The organism is Okeania sp. SIO1H4 (genome assembly GCF_010672695.1).
Classification (GTDB): domain Bacteria; phylum Cyanobacteriota; class Cyanobacteriia; order Cyanobacteriales; family Microcoleaceae; genus Okeania; species Okeania hirsuta.
The window spans coordinates 1-23,428 of the sequence record NZ_JAAHGB010000060.1 but is presented as its reverse complement, the minus strand read 5'-3'; the positions used below and the strand labels follow the sequence as shown (position 1 = coordinate 23,428).

Below are 23,428 nucleotides of genomic sequence, written 5' to 3'. Positions count from 1 at the left end.
CGCTCTCAAAGTAAAAGTTTCAATATTAATTCCTGTTTCAAAAGTAATAAGTTAATACCTTATGACTGAGAGTTTGCCGCTGAATGCTTACTTCAAATTTTATCTCTATCTACGCTCTTTGATATCCTCTACAATTCTATTTTCTCTAACAATTTCTTCTATGTCGGAGGTAAAATCATTTGTTGTTTTAATCAGATATCCCGTATCAATAAATCCTATTATGTAAGATAAAATTCCTGCACCTGATAGTCATTCTAGGCCATTGAAAAATATTGTGTTGAGGATATTTTGGTGTCTTTTCTAGTTCCTCTTGAATGAAAAAGGATAGTTTAAGGTTTTTCTGTCTTGTTATTCTCAACTTTTCTACTATTGCGTATGGGGAAATAGTCTTTTCATTCTCTGAAGCACTCAGCCTCTGAGGTTAGTTCTGAATTTTTGCCTATTGCCCATGGCAAATATAAGCTTCAGGAAATGAAAAATTCCGCCTTGGAGAGTAGTTGTGAATTTTTGACTATTGCCTATGAGAAATAGTAGTTTCATTTCCTGAAGCACTAAACTCAGAGGTGTGTTGTAGATTTTTGACTATTGTGGATGGGAAAATAATCATTTTATTCTCTGAAGCACTCCAACTCTGAGGGGAGTTGTGAATTTTTGACTATTGCCTATGGTAAATATAAGCTTCAGGAAATGAAAAATTCCGCCTCTGAGGGAAGTTGTGAAATTTCTGACTATTGCCTCTGGTAAATAGTAGTTTCATTTTATGAAAAATTCCGCCTCTGAGGGAAGTTGTGAAATTTCTGACTATTGCCTCTGGTAAATAGTAGTTTCATTTTATGAAAAATTCCGCCTCTGAGGGAAGTTGTGAAATTTCCGACTATTGCGTATAGAGAGATAGTAGTTTCATTTTATGAAGCACTCCAAGTCTGAGGGAAGTTGTGAAATTTCCGACTATTGCCTATAGAGAAATAGTAGTTTTATTTCCTGAAGCACTCCAAGTCTGAGGGTTGTTCTGAATTTCCGACTATTGCGTATAGCTAATTTCATTTTATGAAGCACTAACCAAAGGGTAAATTATCAAAACTACTTTTGACCTATATATCTATATAGATGTAGTAGTCACAAAGGAATAAAAATATCAACCTTTTTCTTAATGCGATACATAGCACTACCTATTTAAGGTTTCTGTCGGAAAAACTTAGTTAAAAATACCTTTAGCTTTTGACTTGTGACTTACGGGTAGTAGTTGAACTGGCGATCGCTTTGTTAGTGGAGAAAAAAAGATAAAAGCTAGGAGGATGTCAACTCAAATTCCCAATTTCTGTCTAATTCGACTAACAAAAATATCAACCTCTGGCAAATTCATTTTCATTACTATCAAACCAAAAATAACTAACCCCGAAAAACTTGCCAAACCAAGTTCCAATAACTGCACAAAAAATCCCTCAGTTCCCAACACTAACTGAGAACCCCAAAGCACACTCCAACAAACAAAACCAGTTGCCAAAGTTCCAATAATTAAACCAGTAAAAGGTCTTAACCATTCTCCCCAAGGTAAACCTCCTAGTTTCCTATCTAATAACAAGAGAAAAATTATCATTGAAATTAAATTTACTCCCACAGTTGCCAAAACCAAACCAGGAGCGCCAAAAGCATTAATTAACAAATAATCTAACAACACATTCAGAAAAATATTAAAGACACTAACCTTAAAAGGAGTTTCTCCATCTCCCAAAGCATAAAAAACTCTGACTAAAACATCCCTTCCCAAATAAACAAACATTCCTACTGCATAAGCCATTAATACAGAAGCAACAAATTTTGAAGCTGATAGATCGAAAGCATAACGTTCATAAACTACCCTCACAATCGGCAAAGCTAACATCACCATAATTGCACTTAAAGGCAACATGGTAATTCCTGTTAATACCAAAGCTTGACGAATTCGATATTTTAAATCTTGCCAATTTTCCGGTGCAGCTAATCGAGAAAATATTGGTAAAAAAGGAACTAAAATAACATTAGAAATAATTCCCAAAGGAGTCTGTACTAATAAACCAGAATAACCTAAAGAAGCAGCAGCTTGAGGAATATAAGAAGCAAAAAATAAATCTGTATAAACATTAATATGTAACATTCCCGAAGACAAAGTTGCAGGTATCATTACTTTAGTAATTTCTTGTACTCCTGGGTTGCGGAAATTAAATCTTAATCGTAATTTTCCTAAACCTGCTCGCCACAATGCGGGAACTTGAATTAACCATTGTAATATGGCTCCGATGAGGGTGCCCCAGGCTAAAACTAAGCCTCCCATCATGGCATATTTTTGTTCAATAATTTTTTCTCCTAATTGCAAAACTAAGATAAAAATTCCTCCTAATAAAGCCACACTAGAAAATAACGGACTAATAGAAGGTAACCAATACATATCCGCAGCATTAAGAGCACCAAAACCAATACCTATTAATCCTGCTAGTAAAGCCATTGGGGCCATGATTTGGAATTGTTGGATGGCGATCGCTCGAATTTCTAGACCTGTTGTTGTTTGGCTTAAACCTGGTGCTACCAGGTCAATTAATGAATGGGCAAAAATAATCAGACCAATTGTTACTAATAATAGGACTCCACCGACTAAAGTTGTGATGGTTTCTATTAGTGGTGCTGCTTCTGAGTTATCCCGTTTTGCCAAGACACTGACTATGGCACTATGAAATGGTCCATTAATTCCTCCTAATAGGACTAATAAAAAGCCAGGGATAACGTAAGCGTAATTATAGGCATCCACTGCTGCACCTACTCCGAAGGCGGCGGCGATCGCCTGTTGACGTACTAGGCCAAATATTTTACTGATTAATGTGGCTATTGCTACGATACCTGCTATTCCTGCTAGGGAACGAGAAGATTTTTGTGATTCTGATTTAGACACGACTACAAATAGTGATGTTGCTTCAATAAGTTTAATCACGATTCAGTATTCAGGGATAGGGAACCGGAGATTTGTTTTTTTTGCTGCTTTTTATTTAGGAGTTAATTGAATGATGAAAAAAATATAGCAAATCATCAAAATAGTTTATGAGTATTTAACTGACAATCATCAGAATTCAGCTATTAGCTATTAGCTATCATTAATAACTGATAGAAGGAAATAAAAGCAACTTTTGAAATTGAGAGAGAATTAAAAGTATCGTCATTTTAGTTGAGATTGAGACGAATGTTTCTTGCTGTTAAAGGGTTTCAGCTAAAAAACTGTTTGATTATTATTTTAAATGACTATAACTGGCAAATTAAGCTCTTTTAACTTTAGAAGGAATTATTCATTATTTGCTGATAACTAATTGTGCTTAAGCTGAATGATGAGTGATAATTTAATTGGTTTGCTGAATGATTAGTGATAATTTAATTGGTTTATGGATTATTAAAAATATTAACGCTTGGATATTGTTTGTCAATTTTTATTCTGCTTTTAAACGTTTCTTCTTAATCTTGAACCTTTATTTATTGAACCGAAAAAACTATTCGTTCCCAATCAAAATGATCTAGTGGAATTAGTCCATAAATTAATCGATAAAAGACAAAGTTTGCACGAAAAAATTATAAGTAAACTCGATGAGGTTAAAGAACTTTCCCAAGCAAACTTTACTTCAATTATCTGATGTTTTTCTAACTGAACGAACTTTCAACTTAATTTGAGAACGGGAAAAATTTAAGGTTAGTAAGGTTAGAAAGAGAAACTCAACTCTCTAAAAGTTGATTGATAAAAACAATCTGAGATTTGTTTGGAGATAGAGTTAATATAATCTCATTCCTATAATATTTCTCCAGTTATACCAGTGAAGCTAAACCTAAATTTTTACCCGGAGAAAGATTATCCTCTAATGTTCTGATTAAAATTGGTGTTGTGGGAATGATTCGTCGAGATAAACCAATTATTCAGGCAATCGATAAATTACAAGAATATATTAAGTCTTCAGAGCATAAATGCGAACTGGTAATTGGAACACCTTTTCGTCAAAAACCAAAATATTTAGATGAACTGAATGTCACTCTTTATGACACTACTAAACAAGAAAACTATATCCAGGTTTTAAATGAAATAGATATTGTAGTAATTCATTATGAAAAAGACCGCTATTACTACAGACCAAGTGGAGTAATTATTGATGCAGCTTCTTGTGGATGCTATATTATTGCTTCTGATTATCCTGTTATTAAAAATCAAGTTAATTGGCCGAAAAAAATTGGTTCTACCTTTTCTAATTTTGATGAAATTTCTAATCTTATAGATGAGGGTATAATTCATATTCGAGAAAAAGGGCATGATAATCACTGGCATTGGCGAGAATAAAGAACTGCTAAAGCTATAGCTAAAATTTTATTTCCTAATAATTATAAATTAGATACTAAGGTTGACGGAGGGAAGTTAGGTGGTACTAAAGCCAACTCTTACAGTTAATTATAGTCACAAGTAAATTAATTATACTATCATGTCCTATGTCAGCTTAATAGCACGATAAAACTCCGTTTTGCTGGCGTGAAAAAAAAACTTTCTCCTGTCTTATCCTTCTTTAGCTTCTAATCTCAGGTATTTCAATTAATTTGAAAAAATATTATTTTTAAGACTAACTTGACCAATGTTTTATACCAGATATCAAAAGTCTTGCTACATCTCCTTGGGAGTAGGGAGTAGGGAGTAGGGTTCAAAGACATAACATATCTTAGATCAATGCCAAGAATCGTTACAAACATTACTGAACCATTATTATCGCTTAATAACTGAAGTCTTAATGAAGTATAGAATTATTTTTGGGAATTGGTATTAGTGAATAACAATTAACTCAATTCTATCTTGAAGATTGTAATCAGAAAAGGAACATATTTTTTGGGAAAAATATTGTTCCTGCATTAGCTGAATTTTCTTGAGATTAAACTTCATATCCAATTTGCTTGAGTTGATTTCCGGCAATTTGATTAAACTTATCTATTTGCTCTGAAGTTAATTCTTGTTTATATCTATTTATTCTGGAACTATTAATTGGTTTAGATAGTTGAGAAAATTCTGGTCTTTTGCTGTTAGTAATTGTATTTTGAGAATATTGATTTGGATCTAATTGGCTAGGATGATAATCTTCTTCTAGAAAATTCATGGTTTGCTTAATTACTGTTTCTGGGTCTAAGGTTAATTCTTCATACTTAACATCTAAAATATTTGGATTATTTCCTTGATTTAGCCTAGCATCTACACACTTTTTCCAATATTTAGCATATCTTTCAATGCTTTTTCCTTGAACTACATTTACATGATTACGAGCTGAACAATAACAATCTCGACCATCCCGATACATATTGATAAATTGTGCATTAGGAAAATATTTAGCTAAAAAATCTATTCTCAATACATGGGGTGGTGTTTTTTCAATAAATCTTGTTCCGCCAACTTTTTTTAAAGTACATTCAGCCAATCTGTCAAAATAATCTACAATATCTTGCGATTGTTTCTGAATATCTTCTATTTCTGATTTAGTAATTTCAGAAAATGGTATACTAAATAATTCTTTATACATAAATATACCTGTTTCATAACCAGGACCGGTTAAATTTGGATGTACTCCTAATATTAATTTCATGAGAGTAGTTCCAGTTCTAGGAGCGCCAAAAACAAATATATGTCTTTGATGAGATTTTGATTTAGGAAAACGCCAGATAACATTTTTAGGTAGGCGAGTAGGATTTTTTAGCAATTGACCAATTGTTTGTGTTAAAGTCATGTTAAACTTATAAAAAATCATCAAAGTCTATAATTATTATTTTACTCAAGTCTAAGAAATATTGTCAATAACCTATTGGTTTTATTTTCAAAGTAATTTGACAGTTCGATTTTAATCAACTTTTTTTCAACTAATTTAAAAGTCACATCGTTTCTTGTCAAATAATTATGAATAATCCGCCCAAATTCTCCTATAATTATCCTACTCTTGAGCCTGGGATTTTGATTAAACGTTATAAAAGATTTCTGGCAGATATAGAGTTAAAGTCTGGAGAAATAATTACTGCTCACTGCCCAAATACAGGCCCGATGACTGGAGTTTCTAACCCTGGTAGTCCTGTGATGGTTTCTCATAGTAATAACCCTAAACGAAAGTTGGCTTATACTTGGGAATTAATTCAAGTAACAGATAATGAACCGACTTGGGTAGGAATTAATACGGCTTTACCTAATCGAGTTATTAAGTTAGCTTTGGCAGAATACTTATTTCCTGAATTGGGAGATTATTGTGAAGTTAAACCAGAAGTTGTTTATGGAAAAGACAAAAAAAGTAGGGTAGATTTTAAGTTAATTAGCGATAGTCAAAATATTTATCTTGAGGTAAAAAATACGACTTGGGCAAATCAACGAATTGCTTTATTTCCAGATACAGTTACAGAAAGAGGGCAAAAGCATTTACGAGAATTAATTGAAGTAGTTAAAAAAGGGGAAAGAGCAGTATGTTTATTTTTTATAAATCGTGGAGATTGTTATCAGTTTTCCCCTGGAGATATTGCTGAGCCTGGTTATGGTGAACTCTTGAGAGAAGCTGTTAAAGAAGGGGTAGAAATTTTGCCCTGTAGATTTGAAGTTACTCCCCAAGAAATTCGCTATTTAGGTATGGCAGAATTTCTTAATTAGGTTTTTTGTATTGATTAATTAATTTATCTTTTATTTTGCGTTTAATACCCCAGCGTCATTTTAGTTATCAGTTATAGCAATTATCATATTGGTGAGGTAAAAATTCCTTTGTTTTAGGGAGTATTCAATTAATAATTAATAATTAATTATTACCTCTCCTTGAAAATGGATAGGATTGACTAAAAGGAAAATTTTTTCTTGTTTCTCCTTTAAACCCTCTCCTTTAAACCTTAATTATTCGGTAATTCGAGAAACAGGGGATAGAAAAAAAGAAAAACAACTTTATCTCACTAATTTGAGAAACGCTATATAAATTATCAGTTATCAGTTATCAGTTGTTAACAAAAATGCTTAAAATCGTTTGGGGTTTGTAGACAGCAAGTGGCCGGTCGTTGACTATCGATAAGTAATTTTCTTTTCAGCCTTCTTCCTTCTTCCTTCTTCCCTCTTCCTTCTTCCTTCTTCAATTATGAACCAAAACATTTCAATGTTGATTAAAGCCTGTAATCATCTAGGCTATGAATATGAAATTCTACATGAATCTGGAAATTTAGTAGTTGTCAAAAATCAAGGTAAATCTCATGTATTTGTGAATTGGGCAACACCACTAAACTCATCATCAGTTACTCATTTATGTCGTGACAAAGAATACTTTTATCAATATTTTAAACCCCATATCAATATTCCCAAAACTAAGGGTTACTTAAATCCTAATTGTAATGAGTTATATTCTAGTTATGTGAAAGATTCTAATGTAGAAGAAATAGCAAATAATATTGAGCAAAACTTTGACTATCCTGTTGTATTGAAAAAAAACAAAGGCTCAAAGGGAAGAAATGTATTTAAGTGTAATGATAGAAGTCAAGTCATAAACTCCCTTGATACAATTTATGATTTAAGCAATTATAAATACGATTATATTGCTATTAGTCAAGAATATATTCATATTCAGAAAGAATTTAGAGCTTTGTTTCTAGAAGGTGATTTACATTGTGTATATGAGAAGAGTATTACTGGAGCAAAATTTGTCGGAAATTTAAGTAGACTACATTGGGAAGGAGCAAAAGCTAAGATTATATTGGATATAGATTTTTTAGAACAAATACAATATTTCTGTAAACCCATATTTCAAAATTGTGAATTAAAATATACGGGATTAGATATAGCTCTAGATACAAATAATAAACTCTGGTTAATTGAAGCGAACTCTGAACCAGGATTTGATTATTTAGTTAGAGACTGCGGGGAAGAATTAGCAATAGAATGGTACAGAAAAACACTACTATTAATATTCTCCCAATCACATTACTCCAAATAATAGTTTAGTAATTTTTAGCTACATTCAAAATTTAAGAGTTAATTTTTGAGATTTGCGACAAACCCTAGTTTTCCTAAATTGATACTTCCAAATTAGGCGTTGCTGAATCAAGGGATGAATCTTTTTTGAACAGGAAAATCTCATCCTTAATACTTCATACTTATTTTTTGTCCAAGCATACAATTCATCCCACAAATATGCAACGTCTCTCCTTCTATTCCTCTTTCTTCTTCTTTCTTCCCTCCTGACTCCTGACTCGGTTCTCCCCCTCCTGGGAGGGGGAGGGGCGAGGGGTGGGTTGACTCCTAAGTAATTAAGGTTAATATCATACACGCGCTTCAGCAACGCCCCAAATTAAGATACTATTGCTTTTGCCTCCTGGAGATATTTAAGATTAACAAAGTTATGAATTATTTTCTTTTATTACCAACCCTTGCCATAGTAAAATAATATTTTAATTTAAATATTTATCCGATCGCCTAATATCAAGTAATACCAAGCATGAAAAAAGAATGTTACGAATAATAGGGGCAATTAAAAGACTTTATCGGAGATTTACCTTGGACTAAAAAGATAAATTCCGACCTAATAAATAGTATAAAAACTATTCATTATGTACGTCGCCAATCCAACACCTCCCCTACCTAACTCCTCAAAAATAACCCATTTATTTGTAGATAATATTTATCAAATTGGTATAACATTAATTAACAGCAATGTAGAGATTTTTCATACAATTCCTCTACGACCAAAAAATAGAGTCTCCACTTTCAAGGGGATAAAAAAGTAAACTTCAGTATTTCCAGCATCTGGCTTCAGTTGGTGATTTTTTTAATAGAATAGATTTGTCTGCTTACTTCTTAGCTATTGCTTTTTCTAGATTCATTACTTCCAGTTTTAATTAGACAATAATAATTTTAACTCTAAATAAGTCATATTTTTACTTTTAATAAGACTATGATAATCCAAAATAATTCACGACAATTTGATTGCTGCAGTTTTTTATATCCCCATATTATCTATTCCTTAAAAGTCTAGAATATCTCAAAACTAAAATTAAGATTGCTATTCTATACTTCAGAAAAAAACTTTTTATCGATCGACCAAACAAATGTTAATTTCATCAAAAAAACTTACTACTTTAATCATAATACTTGTACTTACACTTGCCAGTGGATGTTCTCTACTGTTAAAACCTTCTCCTAAAGTTCATATAACTCTAGGAAATCCAAGTAATGCCACAACTTCTATTGAAAATACAGATAATTATTTACTAGAAAAAACTCAATATGTATTGTCATATAACCGGGATAAAGGAACAGCAAATTGGGTAAGTTGGCAACTGAATAAATCTTGGTTAGGAAATGTAGAAAGACAGGATGATTTTCGCCCTGATGATAGTTTACCTGAAGACTGGTATCAGGTCAGACCTAGTGATTATCGAAATACTGGTTATGACCGAGGACATTTAATTCCTTCCGCAGATCGTACTGCTAATGAAGAAGATAATTCAGCCACATTTTTAATGACAAATATAATTCCTCAGAGTCCAGATAATAATCGTGAAACTTGGCGGGGATTAGAACAATATTCTCGTGAACTTGTACAACAAGGAAATGAACTTTATATTATTGCTGGAGGTTACAGAAAAAAAGCAACTATTGCCAAAGGTAAAGTAACTATTCCTAGTCGTACATGGAAAATTATAGTAGTGGTAAAACCTGGTTCTGGTTTGAGGGGAGTTGATAAAAATACTAGAGTAATTACAGTGGATATGCCTAATTCAAATCGGATTAGAAATGACTGGAAAGCTTACCGAGTTTCAGTGGATAAAATTGAAACTGAGACTGGTTATGATTTTCTTTCAAAAGTTCCTAAAGAAATTCAAGATGTAATTGAAAGTAGAGTTGATCGGCAGTAGATAAGTTAAAATTAATAGGTTCAAAATTGACTTGAATAAGCTAGTAGGTTGTAGGTTGTAAATTAAAAAATTTGGTAGTCCTAAATATGTAAGGATATTGATTAATGAATCCTTTCCATTGTCAGGAGGTAAGCTGTAAAATTATTACTTTACCACTACCAAAATTTTCAAGTATATATTATATAGTTTCCAGATAAGTTGTTAAACTAAAGAAGGCAACAGGGAATAAACAAAAATGGTAAAAATATTTCCCTATTCAAGTTTCAATAGAAACTGTAGCTATACCTGCATAATCTCCTGTATTTGTCTTACCAACTATATAAACATCTTTTCTCACCTCACCCACCTTATAAACCTTTAAATCACTCAAATATTGTTTCATCATACTGACAAGTTTTTGATATTTCCTTACCACTTCATATTCTTCTGCGTTATGCCAATCTTTTTCTCTAATTACCAATCTAAAAAAAACTTCAAATTCTATTACTTTAACTGTAGTCTCTAAAGAATGTTTAGTAATTTTCAAAACAATTTCATTATTTAATGAAATTCCCTCTCCAAATTCCCAAATAAAAACTTCAAAAGGATAATCAGATTCACTCATCCATAGTAAATCTTTTACCAGTTCATCTAATTGCTCAAAAATTTCTAAATTAGTTAAAGTCATTTTCATTAATTGATAATGGATAATTGATAATTGCCTCTGGTTAAAACCGTTACGGAATTGAATATAAGGAAATATTATTTCTTTTTTTTCCCTTCAAAGGGTCGGCTTTAAACCAGAATTATTTAATTATTAATTATTCGGTAATTAATACTAAAACTACTAATAAATTTATAGACTATTGAGGTGAAATATCTAATCCTCGTTTACCTCCCCAACTTTCCACAATTTTATCATCATAATCATCAGCAACTTTCAATACTGTTAAAGCCAACTCTTACAGTTAATTATGGTCACAAGTAAAATTAACCGTACTATAATTTCCCATGTCATTTCAGTTATCAGTTATCAGTAAGCTTAATAGCACGATAAAACTCCGTTTTCCTGGCGTGAAAAAAAACTTATCCTGTCTTATTCTTACTTTAGCTTCCTTTCCCTTATGCTCAATTATTCAACTTGGCGTGATAAGTAATTAAGTACAATTAATTATATATTTTATGGTCAGGTTAAATAGATAGGCAAAATGATTTTCATATTTACTGCTCAAGTATACAAGTATATTTTTTTTCCTACTTCCAAGTCCTTAATTAAAAATGTTATTGCACTACACAAATTAGGTTAGGACATTCATCTATATCCTACAACAACTATCTTTTAATATATTTTGATGATTAGGCGATCGCTAAAATAATTGATTTGACTGTTTTTGTATCATGTTTAGCTTTCAAAATCACAAAAATCAACCAATTTTGAAATCAGAAGTCAAGAGTAGAATGTTGTAAATTTTAAATTTTAAATTTTGATTTTTTGCTTACTTTCTAGAGTCTTTCTGACATTTTGAGGCACTCTCAGAATTACCTCCTCGCCCTTGACCAAAAAGTAAGGTCAATAGTCTCCCCTTTTAAGGGGATGAAAAAGCGGTCGAGGGATGGCGTTAGCGGAGCGGGTCTGTAAGAACGGGTTTCCTCGCCATATCCAATCGACCAAGAGAAAATCAACTTCAGTATTTTCTTGCCTCCCTATTCCATGAGGTACTGATAACTGATAACTGAAATGACTTTGCCCGAAGCAATATGAGGTTGTCTAAAATACATTTGTAAACTAATTAAATTATCACCAGTAGAGGAAGCATTTATGGCAATGACTATGGTTGAAAAAATCCTGGCCAAAGCATCAGGAAAATCTACCGTTACCCCAGGAGAAAATATTTGGATCAACGTAGACGTACTAATGACCCACGATGTGTGTGGTCCTGGTACTATTGGCATTTTCAAAAAAGAATTTGGCGAAGATGCCAAAGTTTGGGACCGGGAAAAAATCGTTCTCATCCCAGACCACTATATTTTCACCACCGACAAACGAGCTAACCGTAATGTAGATATCTTACGAGACTTTGCCCAAGAACAAAACATCAAATACTTTTACGACATTACTGATCGCTCAGACTTCAAAGCTAACCCAGACTACAAAGGAGTTTGCCACGTTGCTCTCGCCCAAGAAGGGCACACCCGTCCAGGGGAAGTTTTGTTTGGCACAGACTCCCATACTTGTAATGCAGGTGCTTTTGGACAATTTGCCACAGGTATAGGCAATACTGATGCTGCCTTTATCTTAGGTACTGGCAAACTACTTGTAAAAGTGCCAGCAACTATGCGGTTTGTCTTGAATGGAGAAATGCCGAATTATTTATTAGCAAAAGATTTAATCTTGCAAATTATTGGAGATATTTCTGTTTCCGGCGCTACTTATAGAACAATGGAATTTGCTGGAGAGACGGTGAAACAGATGACAATGGAAGAACGAATGACCCTCTGCAATATGGTCATTGAAGCAGGTGGTAAAAATGGAGTTATCGCTGCCGATGAAACTACTGTTAAATATTTACAAGGTCGAACAGATAAAACATTTGAGTCATTTCAGACAGATGAAAATGCGGCATTTTATAGCGATCGCTCCTACGATGTGACAAAATTAGAACCTGTGGTGGCCAAACCCCACTCTCCAGATAATAAGGAACTTGCTCGTAACTGTAAAGATGTCAAAATTGACCGAGTTTATATTGGTTCTTGTACAGGTGGAAAAACTTCTGATTTTCTTCATGCAGCTAAACTTATTAAGGGTCATCAGGTGAAAGTTCCTACTTATTTAGTACCAGCAACTCAGAAAGTTTATGAGGATTTATTTAACTTAAAACATGATGGAAAAACCCTCTCAGAAATATTTTTAGATGCTGGTTGTATTGAACCTGCTGCTCCCTCTTGTGCTGCTTGTTTAGGCGGACCAAAAGATACATTTGGGCGATTAAATGAACCAGAAATTTGTGTGTCTACAACTAATCGTAATTTCCCTGGTCGAATGGGGAATAAACAGGCACAAGTTTATTTAGCTTCTCCCTATACAGCAGCAGCTTCCGCACTGACTGGATATGTTACCGACCCACGAGAATTTATGTAAATTTGTTGCCAGTTTATCAATAAAAAATTTAGGAGTCAGGAGTCATAATTGAATTATGTATGTAGAAATAAATGAATATATTGTTTAAATTTTTCCAGTAAATCTAATATTGATTGATATTTGATTAGTGGAAATTTACCAACTACAGCATTAATTAATTTTGACTCCTGGCTACTTTCATATTGCTAAGATCGCAAAAGTTTATGATACTTTAATCTCATAACTAAGGCGCTATAGTTAAAAAAATCATCAATTTATCATTCACACTAAAGGAAGTGCCACACAGATAATTTATCTACCATCTTATAACCCAGGCGCTATAGTCGAAAAAAGCATCAATTAATTTATCATCTACATCAGAGCGATCGCCACACAGAAAATTTATCTACCATCTCATAACTCAGACGCTATAATTCAAAACTCTTCAAAAAATGCCAAAAATTTCCCTATTTATGAACTTTTTCCTGATATTTTTCCATTAAACTTACTGAATAATCAAGGTTTAAAGCCTCTTATTTAAAGGAGAAACAAGAAAAAATTTTCCTTTGAGTCCATCCTCTTCTTTTCGAGGGTAGGTAATTATTAATTATTAATTATTAATTGTTGAAGACCAATTTTTCCAAGGATTTTTCGATAAATTAGAATTAGAATATCTCTTATCGTGAGAAACTTCCTCCCCTATCCAATCTGGCAATTCAACTTCTTGATTTTCATTATAAAGTTCAACTTCAGCCACAATTAAACCTTGATTATCTCCAGCAAACTCATCAACTTCCCAAATAAAATTACCATGAGAAACCTTATATCTAACCTTTTCAATTAAGGGCGAACTACACAAAGTATTCAACATCTCTTGAGCATCTTCAACTGGAATAGAATACTCATATTCTGACCGTGAATTACCCACAGAAGGTCCTTTAATAGTTAAATAGCCTTGGTCTCCCGCAATTCTTGCCCTTAATGTTATGCCATCTTCTGTAGACATATAACCTTGACGATAAACTTGCCCAACACCTTGATTACGCCACCCGTTGCCTTTAACTAAAAACTTACGTTCTATTTCTATTGCCATTTTAATATTTAAGAACTTTTGAGAATTAATACAATGATTATTATCATAATGGGAGTTTCTGGTTCTGGTAAATCTACTATTGGAAAATTATTAGCAAAATCTCTAGGTTATGAATTTTATGACGCTGATTCTTTTCACTCCCAAGCTAATATAAAAAAAATGAGTAGTGGTAATCCTTTAAATGATGCAGACCGAATTCCTTGGTTAGTAGAAATGAGAAATGCAATTGAGCAATGGTTAGAGAATAATAAAAATATTATATTAGCCTGTTCTGCTCTGAAAAAAGCTTATCGTCATCTACTGATAAAAGACTCACAAAATATTAAACTTGTCTACTTAAAAGGGTCTTTTGATTTGTTTGCCCAAAGACTAAAGGAACGAGAAAATCATTTTATGAAAGTTGAAATGTTAAGAAGTCAATTTGACGATCTTGAAGAACCAGAAGAAGCGATAATAATAGATATAGATGCTGTAAAATCTCCCGAAGATATTATCAATTATATTAGGAATAGTTTGTAGAAATTTTTATTTATATTAGGTAGTGAAGTCGGGGAAAGGCAGGGGGTAGAGGATAGGAAATTCAGGGATATAGAAAACTATCTAAAAAAAAGTATTTGGAGAGCAAAATTGTTTGAATATTTGCGTAATCATTCTACCTTCAAATATTTGTTTTTTTTCTCCCTGATGGAAAAAGCTTTAAAGTCTTTTTGCAACTTATTTATCCCAAGCTCAAAAAGCTGATAGCTGAATGCTAAAAGCTAATAGCTAGTTAACTTGTCTATCTGTATCTACAGTCAACCCCGATCAAGATATTATTCTATGCAGCTTAGAAATGAATTTGGTACAATTCCTGCCTTGAATAGTCCAGTAAAAGTAGTAATATTATCTTTTCTTTCACGGGTTTAATACCTCACCATCAACGGGAGTGCTTAAAATTATTTGGGGTTTTAATCCCCATGCAATTTTTCCTTCTGCCTTCTGCCTTCTGCCTTCTTCCTTCTTCAATCACCTAAAACCTAACACTTTTCCTTTACTTCAAAAAACGACTTGCCATCCCCATCATATCTGAAATATCAACATCCCCATCTCCATCAGCATCCAAAAAGCTATTTAAAACATTATTAGATGCCTGATTAGGATTTTGAGTGTCATTACCCGTTTTCAATAAATTCAGAATTAGTGGCACTAAAGTAGGCAATAAATTCTGGATTTGTGAGAGGTCAAAACCTGTTTTTTCAGATATACTCTGAACAATTCCAGTAATTTGATTAGCTGAAAATAGAGATTCAACAGCTTGGGGATTAGGATCTGTACCTGCAAACTGATTGATAATTGCTTGAACTGCTCCATTACCAGACTCTTCTCGCTTCTGCTGTAAAGCTGAACGTACATAACCACCCAACATTGACATAGCAACTTGAGTTGCACCAGAATCTCCTCCGAGATTGCCGCTTAGTTGCTGCACTGTACCAAGAATACTGCTCAATTGACTCGTACTAGCTTCTTGATTAGGGTTATTAATAGCACCAACAATTTGATCGAAAAGTCCCATTATTTTTAAACTGTAATAATTTTTGACAACGAGCTTCAGAAAGGCCAATAACCTCTACTGAAGTCGTCTTTAATTATCTATCTTAGTGACCCAAATAGCTACTAAAAAATGCCTCAACTTCATCTACAGTAGGTTGAGCAGACATCGCTCCTTTTTTAGTAGCGCTTAAAGCACCCACCGCACTAGCATAAGTAACAATTTTTTTTGCTACCCCTGGTTGCTGTAGTTGACGAATACCATATTGGCGCAACTGATGTACAAAACCTGCGACAAAGCTATCACCAGCACCAGTAGTATCCACCACATCTATTGAAAAAGCTGGTACTTTCCCTTCATTTTCTGACAAGTAATAAGCACAACCTAGATCGCCAGCAGTTATTAATGTCCCTTCCACTGAATTTAATTGGTAAGTAATTGCAGCAGGTTCGGTAGATTCAAATAACCACTTAGCTTCTTCTATAGAGAGTTTGACAAAATCCACTCTTTTTAGTAAAGAATATATAAGCTCTTTAGCTTCATCTGGATTTGGCCAAAATGAAGGACGCCAGTTGACATCTACCATGATTTTGAGATGGTATTGGTCAGCCAATTCAAGAGCTTGGTAAATTGCTTGTCTAGTTTCAGGGTAAGCTAGTCCAAGGGTTCCTAATATTAAAAAATCACCATTTAAAAATAAAGATTCTGGCAAAAGTTCAGCTTGTAAATGGGTATCAGCAAATTCTGTTGTCTGGCGATCGCCAAAACCAACAAATTCACGTTCCCCTGTTGTAGAGTGTAATACATAAACCTTCCGTGTTGGTGCGTCAGAATTTTGCTGGATACCAGTAGTGTCTACTCCCACTTCTTGCAAAAATTTTACCAGTGTTTTGCCTTCTGTATCTTGACCTACTGCACTAATTAAAGCACTAGGAGTCCCTAGTTTGACTAAACCACAAGCAACATTGGCCAGGGCACCACCAGGGTAGATTGTCCAAGACTGAACTTGATTTAGAGGTATTCCGGGTCTGTCGGCCAAACAATCAAATAAAATTTCACCGAGACAGAGAACATGAAGATGGGTCATATTGATTAGAGTATCTCAAGTTATATATAGGTAGGGAAATTCGGAATATTTTAGTGGTGATTAAAATCTAAGGTATATTTAAAATCAATAATTTTTTTTGAAAAAACATAATTAACTAATTTTATCCTCCCTCAGCTTTTTCATACTTTTCCCACTTATAGATTGTCATTAAGGTGAATTTTGTCAAGATGTCTCTAAAATTATAATTAGGCAGATATACATATATAGACAAAAGTTATGACTGGTTGCGAGTCTCAAACCAAAATATCCCTTTCAGAAAGGGAACTTCAAGTTGTGGAGCTAGTGGCAGATGGGTTGACTAATGAAAAAATCGCCGAGAAGCTAGAAATTAGTAAGCGAACGGTAGATAATCATATCAGTAATATTCTGAGTAAGACTTCAACCCATAATCGAGTAGAACTGGTTCGTTGGGCTTTGCAGTGGGGCAAAGTATGTTTAGATAGTATCAACTGTTGTAATTTACCAGATACAACGGAACAATTGGTAGATCATAGCTTAGAGGGCGATATATTGGGAAGGTAAATATCAAGATGCAGACTGCGAAACAAAAACAACAACGTTATCAAATTAGCTGTCAAGGACTACCACTAGCAGTATATCGAGAAGTAGCAGCTCATTTGCGTCAAGTCGGCAAAGTAGAAGTGGACTTATTTTTTCTTCCTGTCTCAGAACCATTTGACTATGAAAAAAGCCAAATAGGAAGTCTGTGCTTAGAGTATACAGAAGATGCTGAAGATGCTGTCCGTCAAAAAGTAGACCAAATATTGGCCTATTATCAATCTAAATTCGGGCCTTGGGAAGCCAATCAAATTGCAGGTAATGGTGAGGGAGATTAGTCATTGCTCAAATATCAAATATTAGGGACTAATGACTGTCCCCTCTCTCAATTTTTTTAGTAATTATTGTTCTAATATCTGGCATTAAAGTTACTCTATGAATATCAAACAAAAGTCTTAATTTTTACTAATAAACTCTATTTTCAACAATAACAAAAAGAGCTATAGCAATTTCCAAGAAGCGTGAGGTACAAAATTCCTGTGTTTTAGGGAGTAGGGAGTAGGGAATAGAAAAACAACTGTATCTCAGTAACTTGAGAAACGCTATATGTTAGTATGTAGTGATTATTTGTAGTAAATTAGTTATTATGTCTAAATCATAAATTACCTAATTTTATTATTTTTGGCTCTAGTAAATCAGGCTCTACTTCGCTTTGTAACTATCTTGTTCAGCATCCAGATATTTTTATTAGTAAAAAGAAAGAACCTAATTTTTTCTTGTATGATGAAGGTAGCATTATAACTAATCAAAAAGGAAAGATTACAGTTTATACTATAGATTGGTACAAGTATTGGTTTAGAAAACCACAAGAGAAAGCTATTGGATAAGCTTCTGTATCTTACATAGCTAATGAACAAGCTCCTATTAGTAATTAAATCAAGATTACCTGATGTTAAATTAATTGCTTTATTACGCGATCCTGTGTCTCGTGTCTATTCTGATTATTTATTTAATCAAAGAAACAATAAACACGAAGGTGAAAAATCTTTGTTAAAAGCAATAGAAGCTGACCAAAAGCAAGGATATCCCGAGCAATATTTTGAAAAAGGGTTGTACTACTATTACCTAAAAAAATATTTTGATATATTTGACCTTCAAAATATTAAACTTTTTTTATTTGAAGATTTTACCTCAGATTCTCTAAAGGTTGTCAAGGATATATTTACATTTTTAAATGTAGACAGTAGCTTTGTACCTCAAAGATGCTTCTTCAGGAATCCCAAAAAATAAGACTATTTATAATTTTATTTATAAAGATAATTTCCTTAGAAAAGCTTTACGTCCAATTATGAGAACTTTATTTCCTAACCGTGAAAAAAGAAGAGCATTGTGGACAAATCTAATAAGTCGAAATTTATCTCGGCCTCCTCTACCCTCAGAAATGAGAAAAGTCATATTCGAGATGTATAAACCTGATATCATAAAATTACAAAAACTAATAGACCGAGATTTGTCAAAATGGTTGTCTTAATTTAAGCAATTGTAAGTAATACTTTTACCAATTATTCATTAAGTAGAACATAGTAATTTTTGGGCACTATGTATCAAATTGTAAATTAGCTCAAAAGTTTATATTAATTGCTTTTAGGAGTTTTTTGATTAAAAATGCAACGTCTTTTTTTTGCCTGCTCTATTTATCTATTAGTAATTATTGAATACTATATTGCTCCTACACTAGCTTTGTTTAGAATTGACTGATATCGAGAGATAAGCAGAATTATTATAATTCTCAATTAATTAACTATTGAAACATCAGAGATGTTACTATGCCACCAATACCATCTTATTTAATCCCTCTAGTAATTGTTTTAGTAATTGTTCCATCTGTAGTTGCTATATTATTAAGAATAATACTTCATTTTGACTTAGTAAATCAAGGAAATAAAGTTAGAAGACTAATTAATCAGCAGTCAGTAAATAAGCCAAGATTTATCGAATATTTAGAGGGCAGATTTACAGATGCAAGTAGTAAACTAGAGCAAGTTAATACAGGAGCATTAATAGACCAAGTTTATAGTAGACAAAGATTATTTGGATTAATATCTTATGAACAAATAGAATATTTATGTCGAATTTTACCTAATCTACTGGTGTCTTTTGGATTATTAGGTACTTTTATCGGCATTACCATTAACTTGACTTCTTTAAGTCAAACAGTTAGTGATACTAATGCTACTGATGTTAGTAGTTTGCTCAGGGAATTACAAGTACCATTACAAGGCATGGGAATTGCCTTTACTAGCAGCTTAGTAGCAATATTATTTAGTGCAGTAGTTACATCAGTTAATTTCATTTTTAATACTAGCCTTGCCAAAACTAGATTAATCAGTTCAATAGAAGACTATTTAGATAACATTTACTTACAAACAATAGAAGGTCAAACTCAGCTTGATAAAGTAGTAAAAGCTGTTGCTTATTCTTTTGAAGGATTTTTAACAAGATTTGGTCAAACAGTCAGAGTAGGAGTAGAGTCAGCTCTGCAAGATAAAATTCAAGAAATTCATAATGCTAATACTACTACCAGTAAATTAGCAGAACAGACTTTTGTGCGATTAGGAGAAGCTGCTGCTACAGTGGCAAAAAGTTCTAAAGATTTTCAGATAGCAGGGGATAGATTTCTAGAAATAGCACAGATATTTGAACATAGTCAATTTCCGCAAAAGTTAGCTAATTCAACAGCACAATTAGCCAATATTCAAAGTAATTTTTCTCAATCAACTTCGACTCTAGCTACTGCTGTTCAAGCAATAGAAATAGTAGTAATTGAACTACAGGGATATAGTAAGAGACTAGCAAAATTTGGAGAACAAATTACCAGTAATAATCAAACTTCATTAAAACTATTAGAATCTCATCAAAGTAATCAAAAATCTTTGGCTGAGATGATTCGACAATTACAAGAAGCATCACAAGGTTTTCAATTAGCGGTGGGAACTCTGGATAGTTTACAAAGAAGAGTAGTATCTAAAGCAGATAATTTAGATGAAGTACAAATTCAACTAAAAACTTTAGCAAATGCCTTGAATAATTCTACAGATGGTATTAGTCAGAGCATTAAATCTTTAGGAGACCAAATAGGAAAAGGTATGAGTAATCAAGCTAATCTGAATAATTCCCATTTAAGCGTCATCGCCACAAATTTACAGGAATATATCAATCAAATGCAAGAAACTAAAAATGAAATTTATCGGTTGACACATACTATCGATAAATTAGCAAATAAATAGGTGTGACAGCTCGCTGCTTCAAACCTTCTCTTGGGAAGCTCAAGACTTTTAAGTACCCCTTTTTTTTACCGAATAATTAAGGTTTAAAGCCTCTCCTTTAAAGGAGAAACAAGAAAAAAATTTTCCTTTTATTCAATCCTCTTCCTTTTAGGGAGAGGTAATTATCAATTATCCATTATCAATTATCAATTATTGAAATAAGTTATCTACAAATAGAACTATTGCCAAAGTAAAAAATAAATCTTTTTTTATCATTTTCTTTGTGGGTTTAATACCCCACCGTCAACGGGGGTGTTCAAAATTACTTGGGGGAGCGAATCCCCATGTAATTTTCCTCCTGTCTCCTGTCTCCTGTCTCCTGTCTCCTTCTTCAACCCTTGTTTATTAAGCATCTCTATAGATTAGACATCTCCAGAAAAGAGGCAACAGGCAATAGCTCATCTGGCAACAGGGAGAAATAATTGATAATTGGTGGTGGTGCATATAATAGTAAAGGAAGTGTGGGGAGATGGGGACTCACCCCTCGCCCCTCCCCCTCCCAGGAGGGGAATTTGGGGAGATGGGGGGAGTGTGGGAGTGTGGGAAAAATTAAAAAATATATATCCTCACCAAAACCCATGCAGGACTACCTGATAATTTATGGATAAGAATTGATTTGATTTTTGATTTTTACCAGATGTCTATTTATGTTTTCTGCTATGTTTTCCCTGTTCTCTGTTCCCTGCTCCCTCACAGGAGTGTGCATTCCCTCTCTTTGTCGATGGTCGGACAGCGAGGAGACCCACCCTTGACAGAGTCGCTGCCTCTTTCCTCCGGAAGAGGAGCTTTCCTATGGTCATGCTGCGCAAACGCTAACACTTTATATGTTGCGGAGCAAAACGCCATCCCTCGACCGCTTGCAACTGTAGTCGTCGCGGGGTCGCACTGCTGTTCCCTGCTCCCGACTTTTGCCAGGAGTCTAATATATTTAATAATTTGATTATTAATAGGAATTAAAATAATTATGCGTCATCGTTCACGACTTGTTGAAGATAATCGCGACCTAGAAATTTGGCCGGCATTTACAGACTTAATGTCTAACTCTTTTATGATATTAAGTTTATTATTGCTATTAGCTATTATTAAATCTCTGTTTATAGAGTCAATTTCTGATGCCAACGAAAATCGCGCCCTACAACTGCAACAAGAAATTACTAATTTACAAAATCAAATTCAACAAAAGACTGGTGAAGTAACAGGATTACAAGGACAAATTGGTAACTTACAAAATCAAGTAACAAAATTACAAGGATTAGTAACTACCTCTGAAAATGAACTAGAGCAAAAGTCAAATAGAGTCACACAACTAGAAACAGAAATTGAAAAATTGAAGTCTCCACCTGTAATAGTAATTAGAGATTCTAAGTCTCGAAGATTTGAATCAGGAAGTGCGGAAATATCGGGAGATTTAAAAAGTTTTATTGAGGGAGATTTAATCAAACAAATAGAGGATTTTGCTAAGGAATATAAAGGTTATGTTGTTGAAGTAATAGGTCATACTGATGGTCAAGTAAATCAGAGAAGTGGAAGTAATTTAGATACTCAGTTAGAACAAGTTGCTAAGGGTAATGAATCTGTTAATAGTTTAGTACCAGGTTCAAATGCAGATTTAGGTTTGATGCGTGCTTTATCTGTTGTACAAGAACTTCAAAAAAACCCTCGTTTGAAAGAATTGGGGTTAAAATTTCGAGCTTATTCTGCAGCACAATTATATAACCCTGGGGGAGATTTTGCGGGGGCAAATCGTAATCCAAATCAGAGCAGACGTCGGATAGAAGTTCGGTTTACTCCTAGTGCGGTTGAGAGGTAGGTTAAAGTTGAAAGCAAGATTTTTAGCACAGATGTAATTGTAGATTTATGAACACGGAACCAAAACCGATGTATGAATGGAGGGACATCAACTGGCGAAAATTGGATAAGTTTACCGAATATAGTGGCATTAATCCTAAGGACTCGTGCAAAAATAACCTGAACAGTTTTTTTGATAGAAGCTATATTTCACAATTTATCCCAGATAAAATTTGTACAACTTATTTTTACATGGCTCCTAAGTTTGAAATTAAAATATACAATTGAGAATAATATAAATACTGCTAAAATTATTATGGCAAAATTTTGTTTGCAAGCTCCCTTTAAACCTACTGGTGACCAACCTGGAGCGATCGCTCAATTAACTGTTAATATTCAAGCTGGACATAAATTTCAAACATTACTAGGAGCTACAGGTACTGGTAAAACTTTTTCCATAGCTTCTGTCATAGAAAAAGCAGGCAGACCGACATTAGTTTTAGCTCATAATAAAACTTTAGCGGCTCAATTGTGTAATGAGTTGCGTGATTTTTTCCCTGATAATTCTGTGGAATATTTTATTAGTTATTACGATTATTATCAGCCGGAAGCTTATCTGCCAGTAGATTTGGTTCTTGTTCCAGCAAGTCATTAATCAGAGAATAGGCAAAATTTGGGGCCTAGCTATGGGTGATTCTGTATTTATCGATTAAATCCGGGTGTGGTCAAAAGTAGTTGATAGAGCAGAGGATAAATTTTGTCCAAACCCTGCGTTTTGTGGTTGGCTTTCTCAGCAACTTGGATCTAACAGCGTTCCGTTATAATTCCGCGTACTAACGCCGCAAAACAGTTCTACATACTAATATGTTGTCTGAAACATGTATTCCCACCATTATACCGTTGTCATTACAAACATGTCTGCCATCTCGCTGCGTACCATAGTCTAAAAAGGGCTGACTGAGGACTAGTGCAGGATGGCAGAAATAAGTGACCAGTAGGAGCAATGCCCTCTTCCTGAGATAGAATACTCAGAGGTGCGATCGCATCGGAGAGGCCAGCCCCAAAAAGTGACCACTAAAAAAAAGTGATT

At 33.6% G+C, this 23,428-nt stretch carries 21 protein-coding genes and 1 pseudogene; 14 read left to right on the top strand and 8 right to left on the bottom strand.

Annotated elements, in window-relative coordinates; genetic code table 11:
• Positions 1-1,303: 1,303 nt before the first annotated feature.
• Positions 1,304-2,923 carry a murein biosynthesis integral membrane protein MurJ gene (gene murJ, locus F6K06_RS26545; RefSeq protein ID WP_287243607.1) on the bottom strand — a complete coding sequence of 540 codons (1,620 nt, stop codon included), beginning with the start codon at positions 2,921-2,923 and terminating at the stop codon, positions 1,304-1,306.
• 978 nt (positions 2,924-3,901) lie between these two features.
• Between murJ and F6K06_RS26540 the strand changes: the two genes are divergently transcribed.
• A complete protein-coding gene (locus F6K06_RS26540) occupies positions 3,902-4,342 on the top strand; it encodes a hypothetical protein (protein ID WP_287243602.1) in 441 nt (146 codons plus the stop codon).
• A 577-nt stretch (positions 4,343-4,919) separates the two neighbouring features.
• Here the strand turns inward: F6K06_RS26540 and F6K06_RS26535 are convergent.
• Positions 4,920-5,762: a sulfotransferase gene (locus F6K06_RS26535; RefSeq protein WP_287243600.1), complete on the bottom strand. Its 843-nt coding sequence runs from the start codon at positions 5,760-5,762 to the stop codon at positions 4,920-4,922.
• A gap of 167 nt (positions 5,763-5,929) precedes the next feature.
• Here F6K06_RS26535 and sfsA point away from each other — a divergent pair, with 167 nt between their 5' ends.
• Together sfsA and F6K06_RS26525 are read left to right on the top strand one after the other, a co-directional pair.
• A complete protein-coding gene (gene sfsA, locus F6K06_RS26530) occupies positions 5,930-6,661 on the top strand; it encodes a DNA/RNA nuclease SfsA (protein WP_287243599.1) in 732 nt (243 codons plus the stop codon).
• A gap of 469 nt (positions 6,662-7,130) precedes the next feature.
• The gene (locus F6K06_RS26525) at positions 7,131-7,979 is read left to right on the top strand and encodes a RimK family alpha-L-glutamate ligase (protein WP_124143792.1); all 849 of its coding nucleotides are present in this window, start codon (positions 7,131-7,133) and stop codon (positions 7,977-7,979) included.
• Positions 7,980-8,003: 24 nt separating this feature from the next.
• Here F6K06_RS26525 and F6K06_RS26520 read toward each other — a convergent pair whose 3' ends face one another.
• Positions 8,004-8,324 (bottom strand): hypothetical protein, encoded by a 321-nt coding sequence (locus tag F6K06_RS26520; RefSeq protein ID WP_124143791.1) that lies wholly within the window; start codon positions 8,322-8,324, stop codon positions 8,004-8,006.
• A 766-nt stretch (positions 8,325-9,090) separates the two neighbouring features.
• On the opposite strand from F6K06_RS26520, the gene F6K06_RS26515 reads away from it, so the two are divergent.
• Positions 9,091-9,900 (top strand): DNA/RNA non-specific endonuclease, encoded by an 810-nt coding sequence (locus tag F6K06_RS26515; RefSeq protein WP_124143790.1) that lies wholly within the window; start codon positions 9,091-9,093, stop codon positions 9,898-9,900.
• Positions 9,901-10,156: 256 nt separating this feature from the next.
• Here the strand turns inward: F6K06_RS26515 and F6K06_RS26510 are convergent, their stop codons facing one another.
• Positions 10,157-10,567 carry a nuclease A inhibitor family protein gene (locus F6K06_RS26510; protein WP_161564376.1) on the bottom strand — a complete coding sequence of 137 codons (411 nt, stop codon included), beginning with the start codon at positions 10,565-10,567 and terminating at the stop codon, positions 10,157-10,159.
• A gap of 1,131 nt (positions 10,568-11,698) precedes the next feature.
• On the opposite strand from F6K06_RS26510, the gene F6K06_RS26505 reads away from it, so the two are divergent.
• Complete coding sequence (locus F6K06_RS26505; RefSeq protein WP_124143788.1) at positions 11,699-13,018, top strand: 3-isopropylmalate dehydratase large subunit; 1,320 nt, start codon at positions 11,699-11,701, stop codon at positions 13,016-13,018.
• Positions 13,019-13,607: 589 nt separating this feature from the next.
• Here F6K06_RS26505 and F6K06_RS26500 read toward each other — a convergent pair.
• Entirely contained in the window at positions 13,608-14,090 is a 483-nt protein-coding gene (locus F6K06_RS26500; RefSeq protein ID WP_124143787.1) for a CYTH domain-containing protein, read from the bottom strand.
• Between the two features lie 33 nt (positions 14,091-14,123).
• Here F6K06_RS26500 and F6K06_RS26495 point away from each other — a divergent pair, with 33 nt between their 5' ends.
• A complete protein-coding gene (locus F6K06_RS26495) occupies positions 14,124-14,609 on the top strand; it encodes a gluconokinase (protein WP_124143786.1) in 486 nt (161 codons plus the stop codon).
• 511 nt (positions 14,610-15,120) lie between these two features.
• Here F6K06_RS26495 and F6K06_RS26490 read toward each other — a convergent pair.
• Both F6K06_RS26490 and F6K06_RS26485 read right to left on the bottom strand, forming a co-directional pair.
• Positions 15,121-15,642: a DUF937 domain-containing protein gene (locus F6K06_RS26490; RefSeq protein ID WP_124143785.1), complete on the bottom strand. Its 522-nt coding sequence runs from the start codon at positions 15,640-15,642 to the stop codon at positions 15,121-15,123.
• An 82-nt stretch (positions 15,643-15,724) separates the two neighbouring features.
• Positions 15,725-16,705 carry a carbohydrate kinase gene (locus F6K06_RS26485; RefSeq protein ID WP_124154797.1) on the bottom strand — a complete coding sequence of 327 codons (981 nt, stop codon included), beginning with the start codon at positions 16,703-16,705 and terminating at the stop codon, positions 15,725-15,727.
• 237 nt (positions 16,706-16,942) lie between these two features.
• Between F6K06_RS26485 and F6K06_RS26480 the strand changes: the two genes are divergently transcribed.
• From F6K06_RS26480 to F6K06_RS26460, 5 genes are all read left to right on the top strand, one after another.
• Positions 16,943-17,248 (top strand): response regulator transcription factor, encoded by a 306-nt coding sequence (locus tag F6K06_RS26480; RefSeq protein WP_124154798.1) that lies wholly within the window; start codon positions 16,943-16,945, stop codon positions 17,246-17,248.
• An 8-nt stretch (positions 17,249-17,256) separates the two neighbouring features.
• Complete coding sequence (locus tag F6K06_RS26475; protein WP_124154799.1) at positions 17,257-17,562, top strand: hypothetical protein; 306 nt, start codon at positions 17,257-17,259, stop codon at positions 17,560-17,562.
• Between the two features lie 571 nt (positions 17,563-18,133).
• A complete protein-coding gene (locus F6K06_RS26470) occupies positions 18,134-18,514 on the top strand; it encodes a sulfotransferase domain-containing protein (protein WP_124154800.1) in 381 nt (126 codons plus the stop codon).
• Between the two features lie 58 nt (positions 18,515-18,572).
• Positions 18,573-18,755, top strand: coding sequence for a hypothetical protein (locus F6K06_RS26465; protein WP_124154801.1), 183 nt, complete (start codon positions 18,573-18,575; stop codon positions 18,753-18,755).
• A 295-nt stretch (positions 18,756-19,050) separates the two neighbouring features.
• Positions 19,051-20,511 (top strand): hypothetical protein, encoded by a 1,461-nt coding sequence (locus F6K06_RS26460; RefSeq protein WP_287243593.1) that lies wholly within the window; start codon positions 19,051-19,053, stop codon positions 20,509-20,511.
• A 251-nt stretch (positions 20,512-20,762) separates the two neighbouring features.
• Here the strand turns inward: F6K06_RS26460 and F6K06_RS26455 are convergent, their stop codons facing one another.
• Positions 20,763-20,903: a hypothetical protein gene (locus F6K06_RS26455; protein WP_287243592.1), complete on the bottom strand. Its 141-nt coding sequence runs from the start codon at positions 20,901-20,903 to the stop codon at positions 20,763-20,765.
• A gap of 69 nt (positions 20,904-20,972) precedes the next feature.
• On the opposite strand from F6K06_RS26455, the gene F6K06_RS26450 reads away from it, so the two are divergent.
• From F6K06_RS26450 to F6K06_RS26440, 3 genes and pseudogenes are all read left to right on the top strand, one after another.
• Positions 20,973-21,158 carry a hypothetical protein gene (locus tag F6K06_RS26450; protein WP_287243590.1) on the top strand — a complete coding sequence of 62 codons (186 nt, stop codon included), beginning with the start codon at positions 20,973-20,975 and terminating at the stop codon, positions 21,156-21,158.
• A 356-nt stretch (positions 21,159-21,514) separates the two neighbouring features.
• Positions 21,515-22,360, top strand: coding sequence for an OmpA family protein (locus F6K06_RS26445; RefSeq protein WP_124143778.1), 846 nt, complete (start codon positions 21,515-21,517; stop codon positions 22,358-22,360).
• A gap of 294 nt (positions 22,361-22,654) precedes the next feature.
• Positions 22,655-22,963: pseudogene (locus F6K06_RS26440) on the top strand (DEAD/DEAH box helicase family protein); the annotation flags it as partial.
• Positions 22,964-23,428 lie beyond the last annotated feature (465 nt).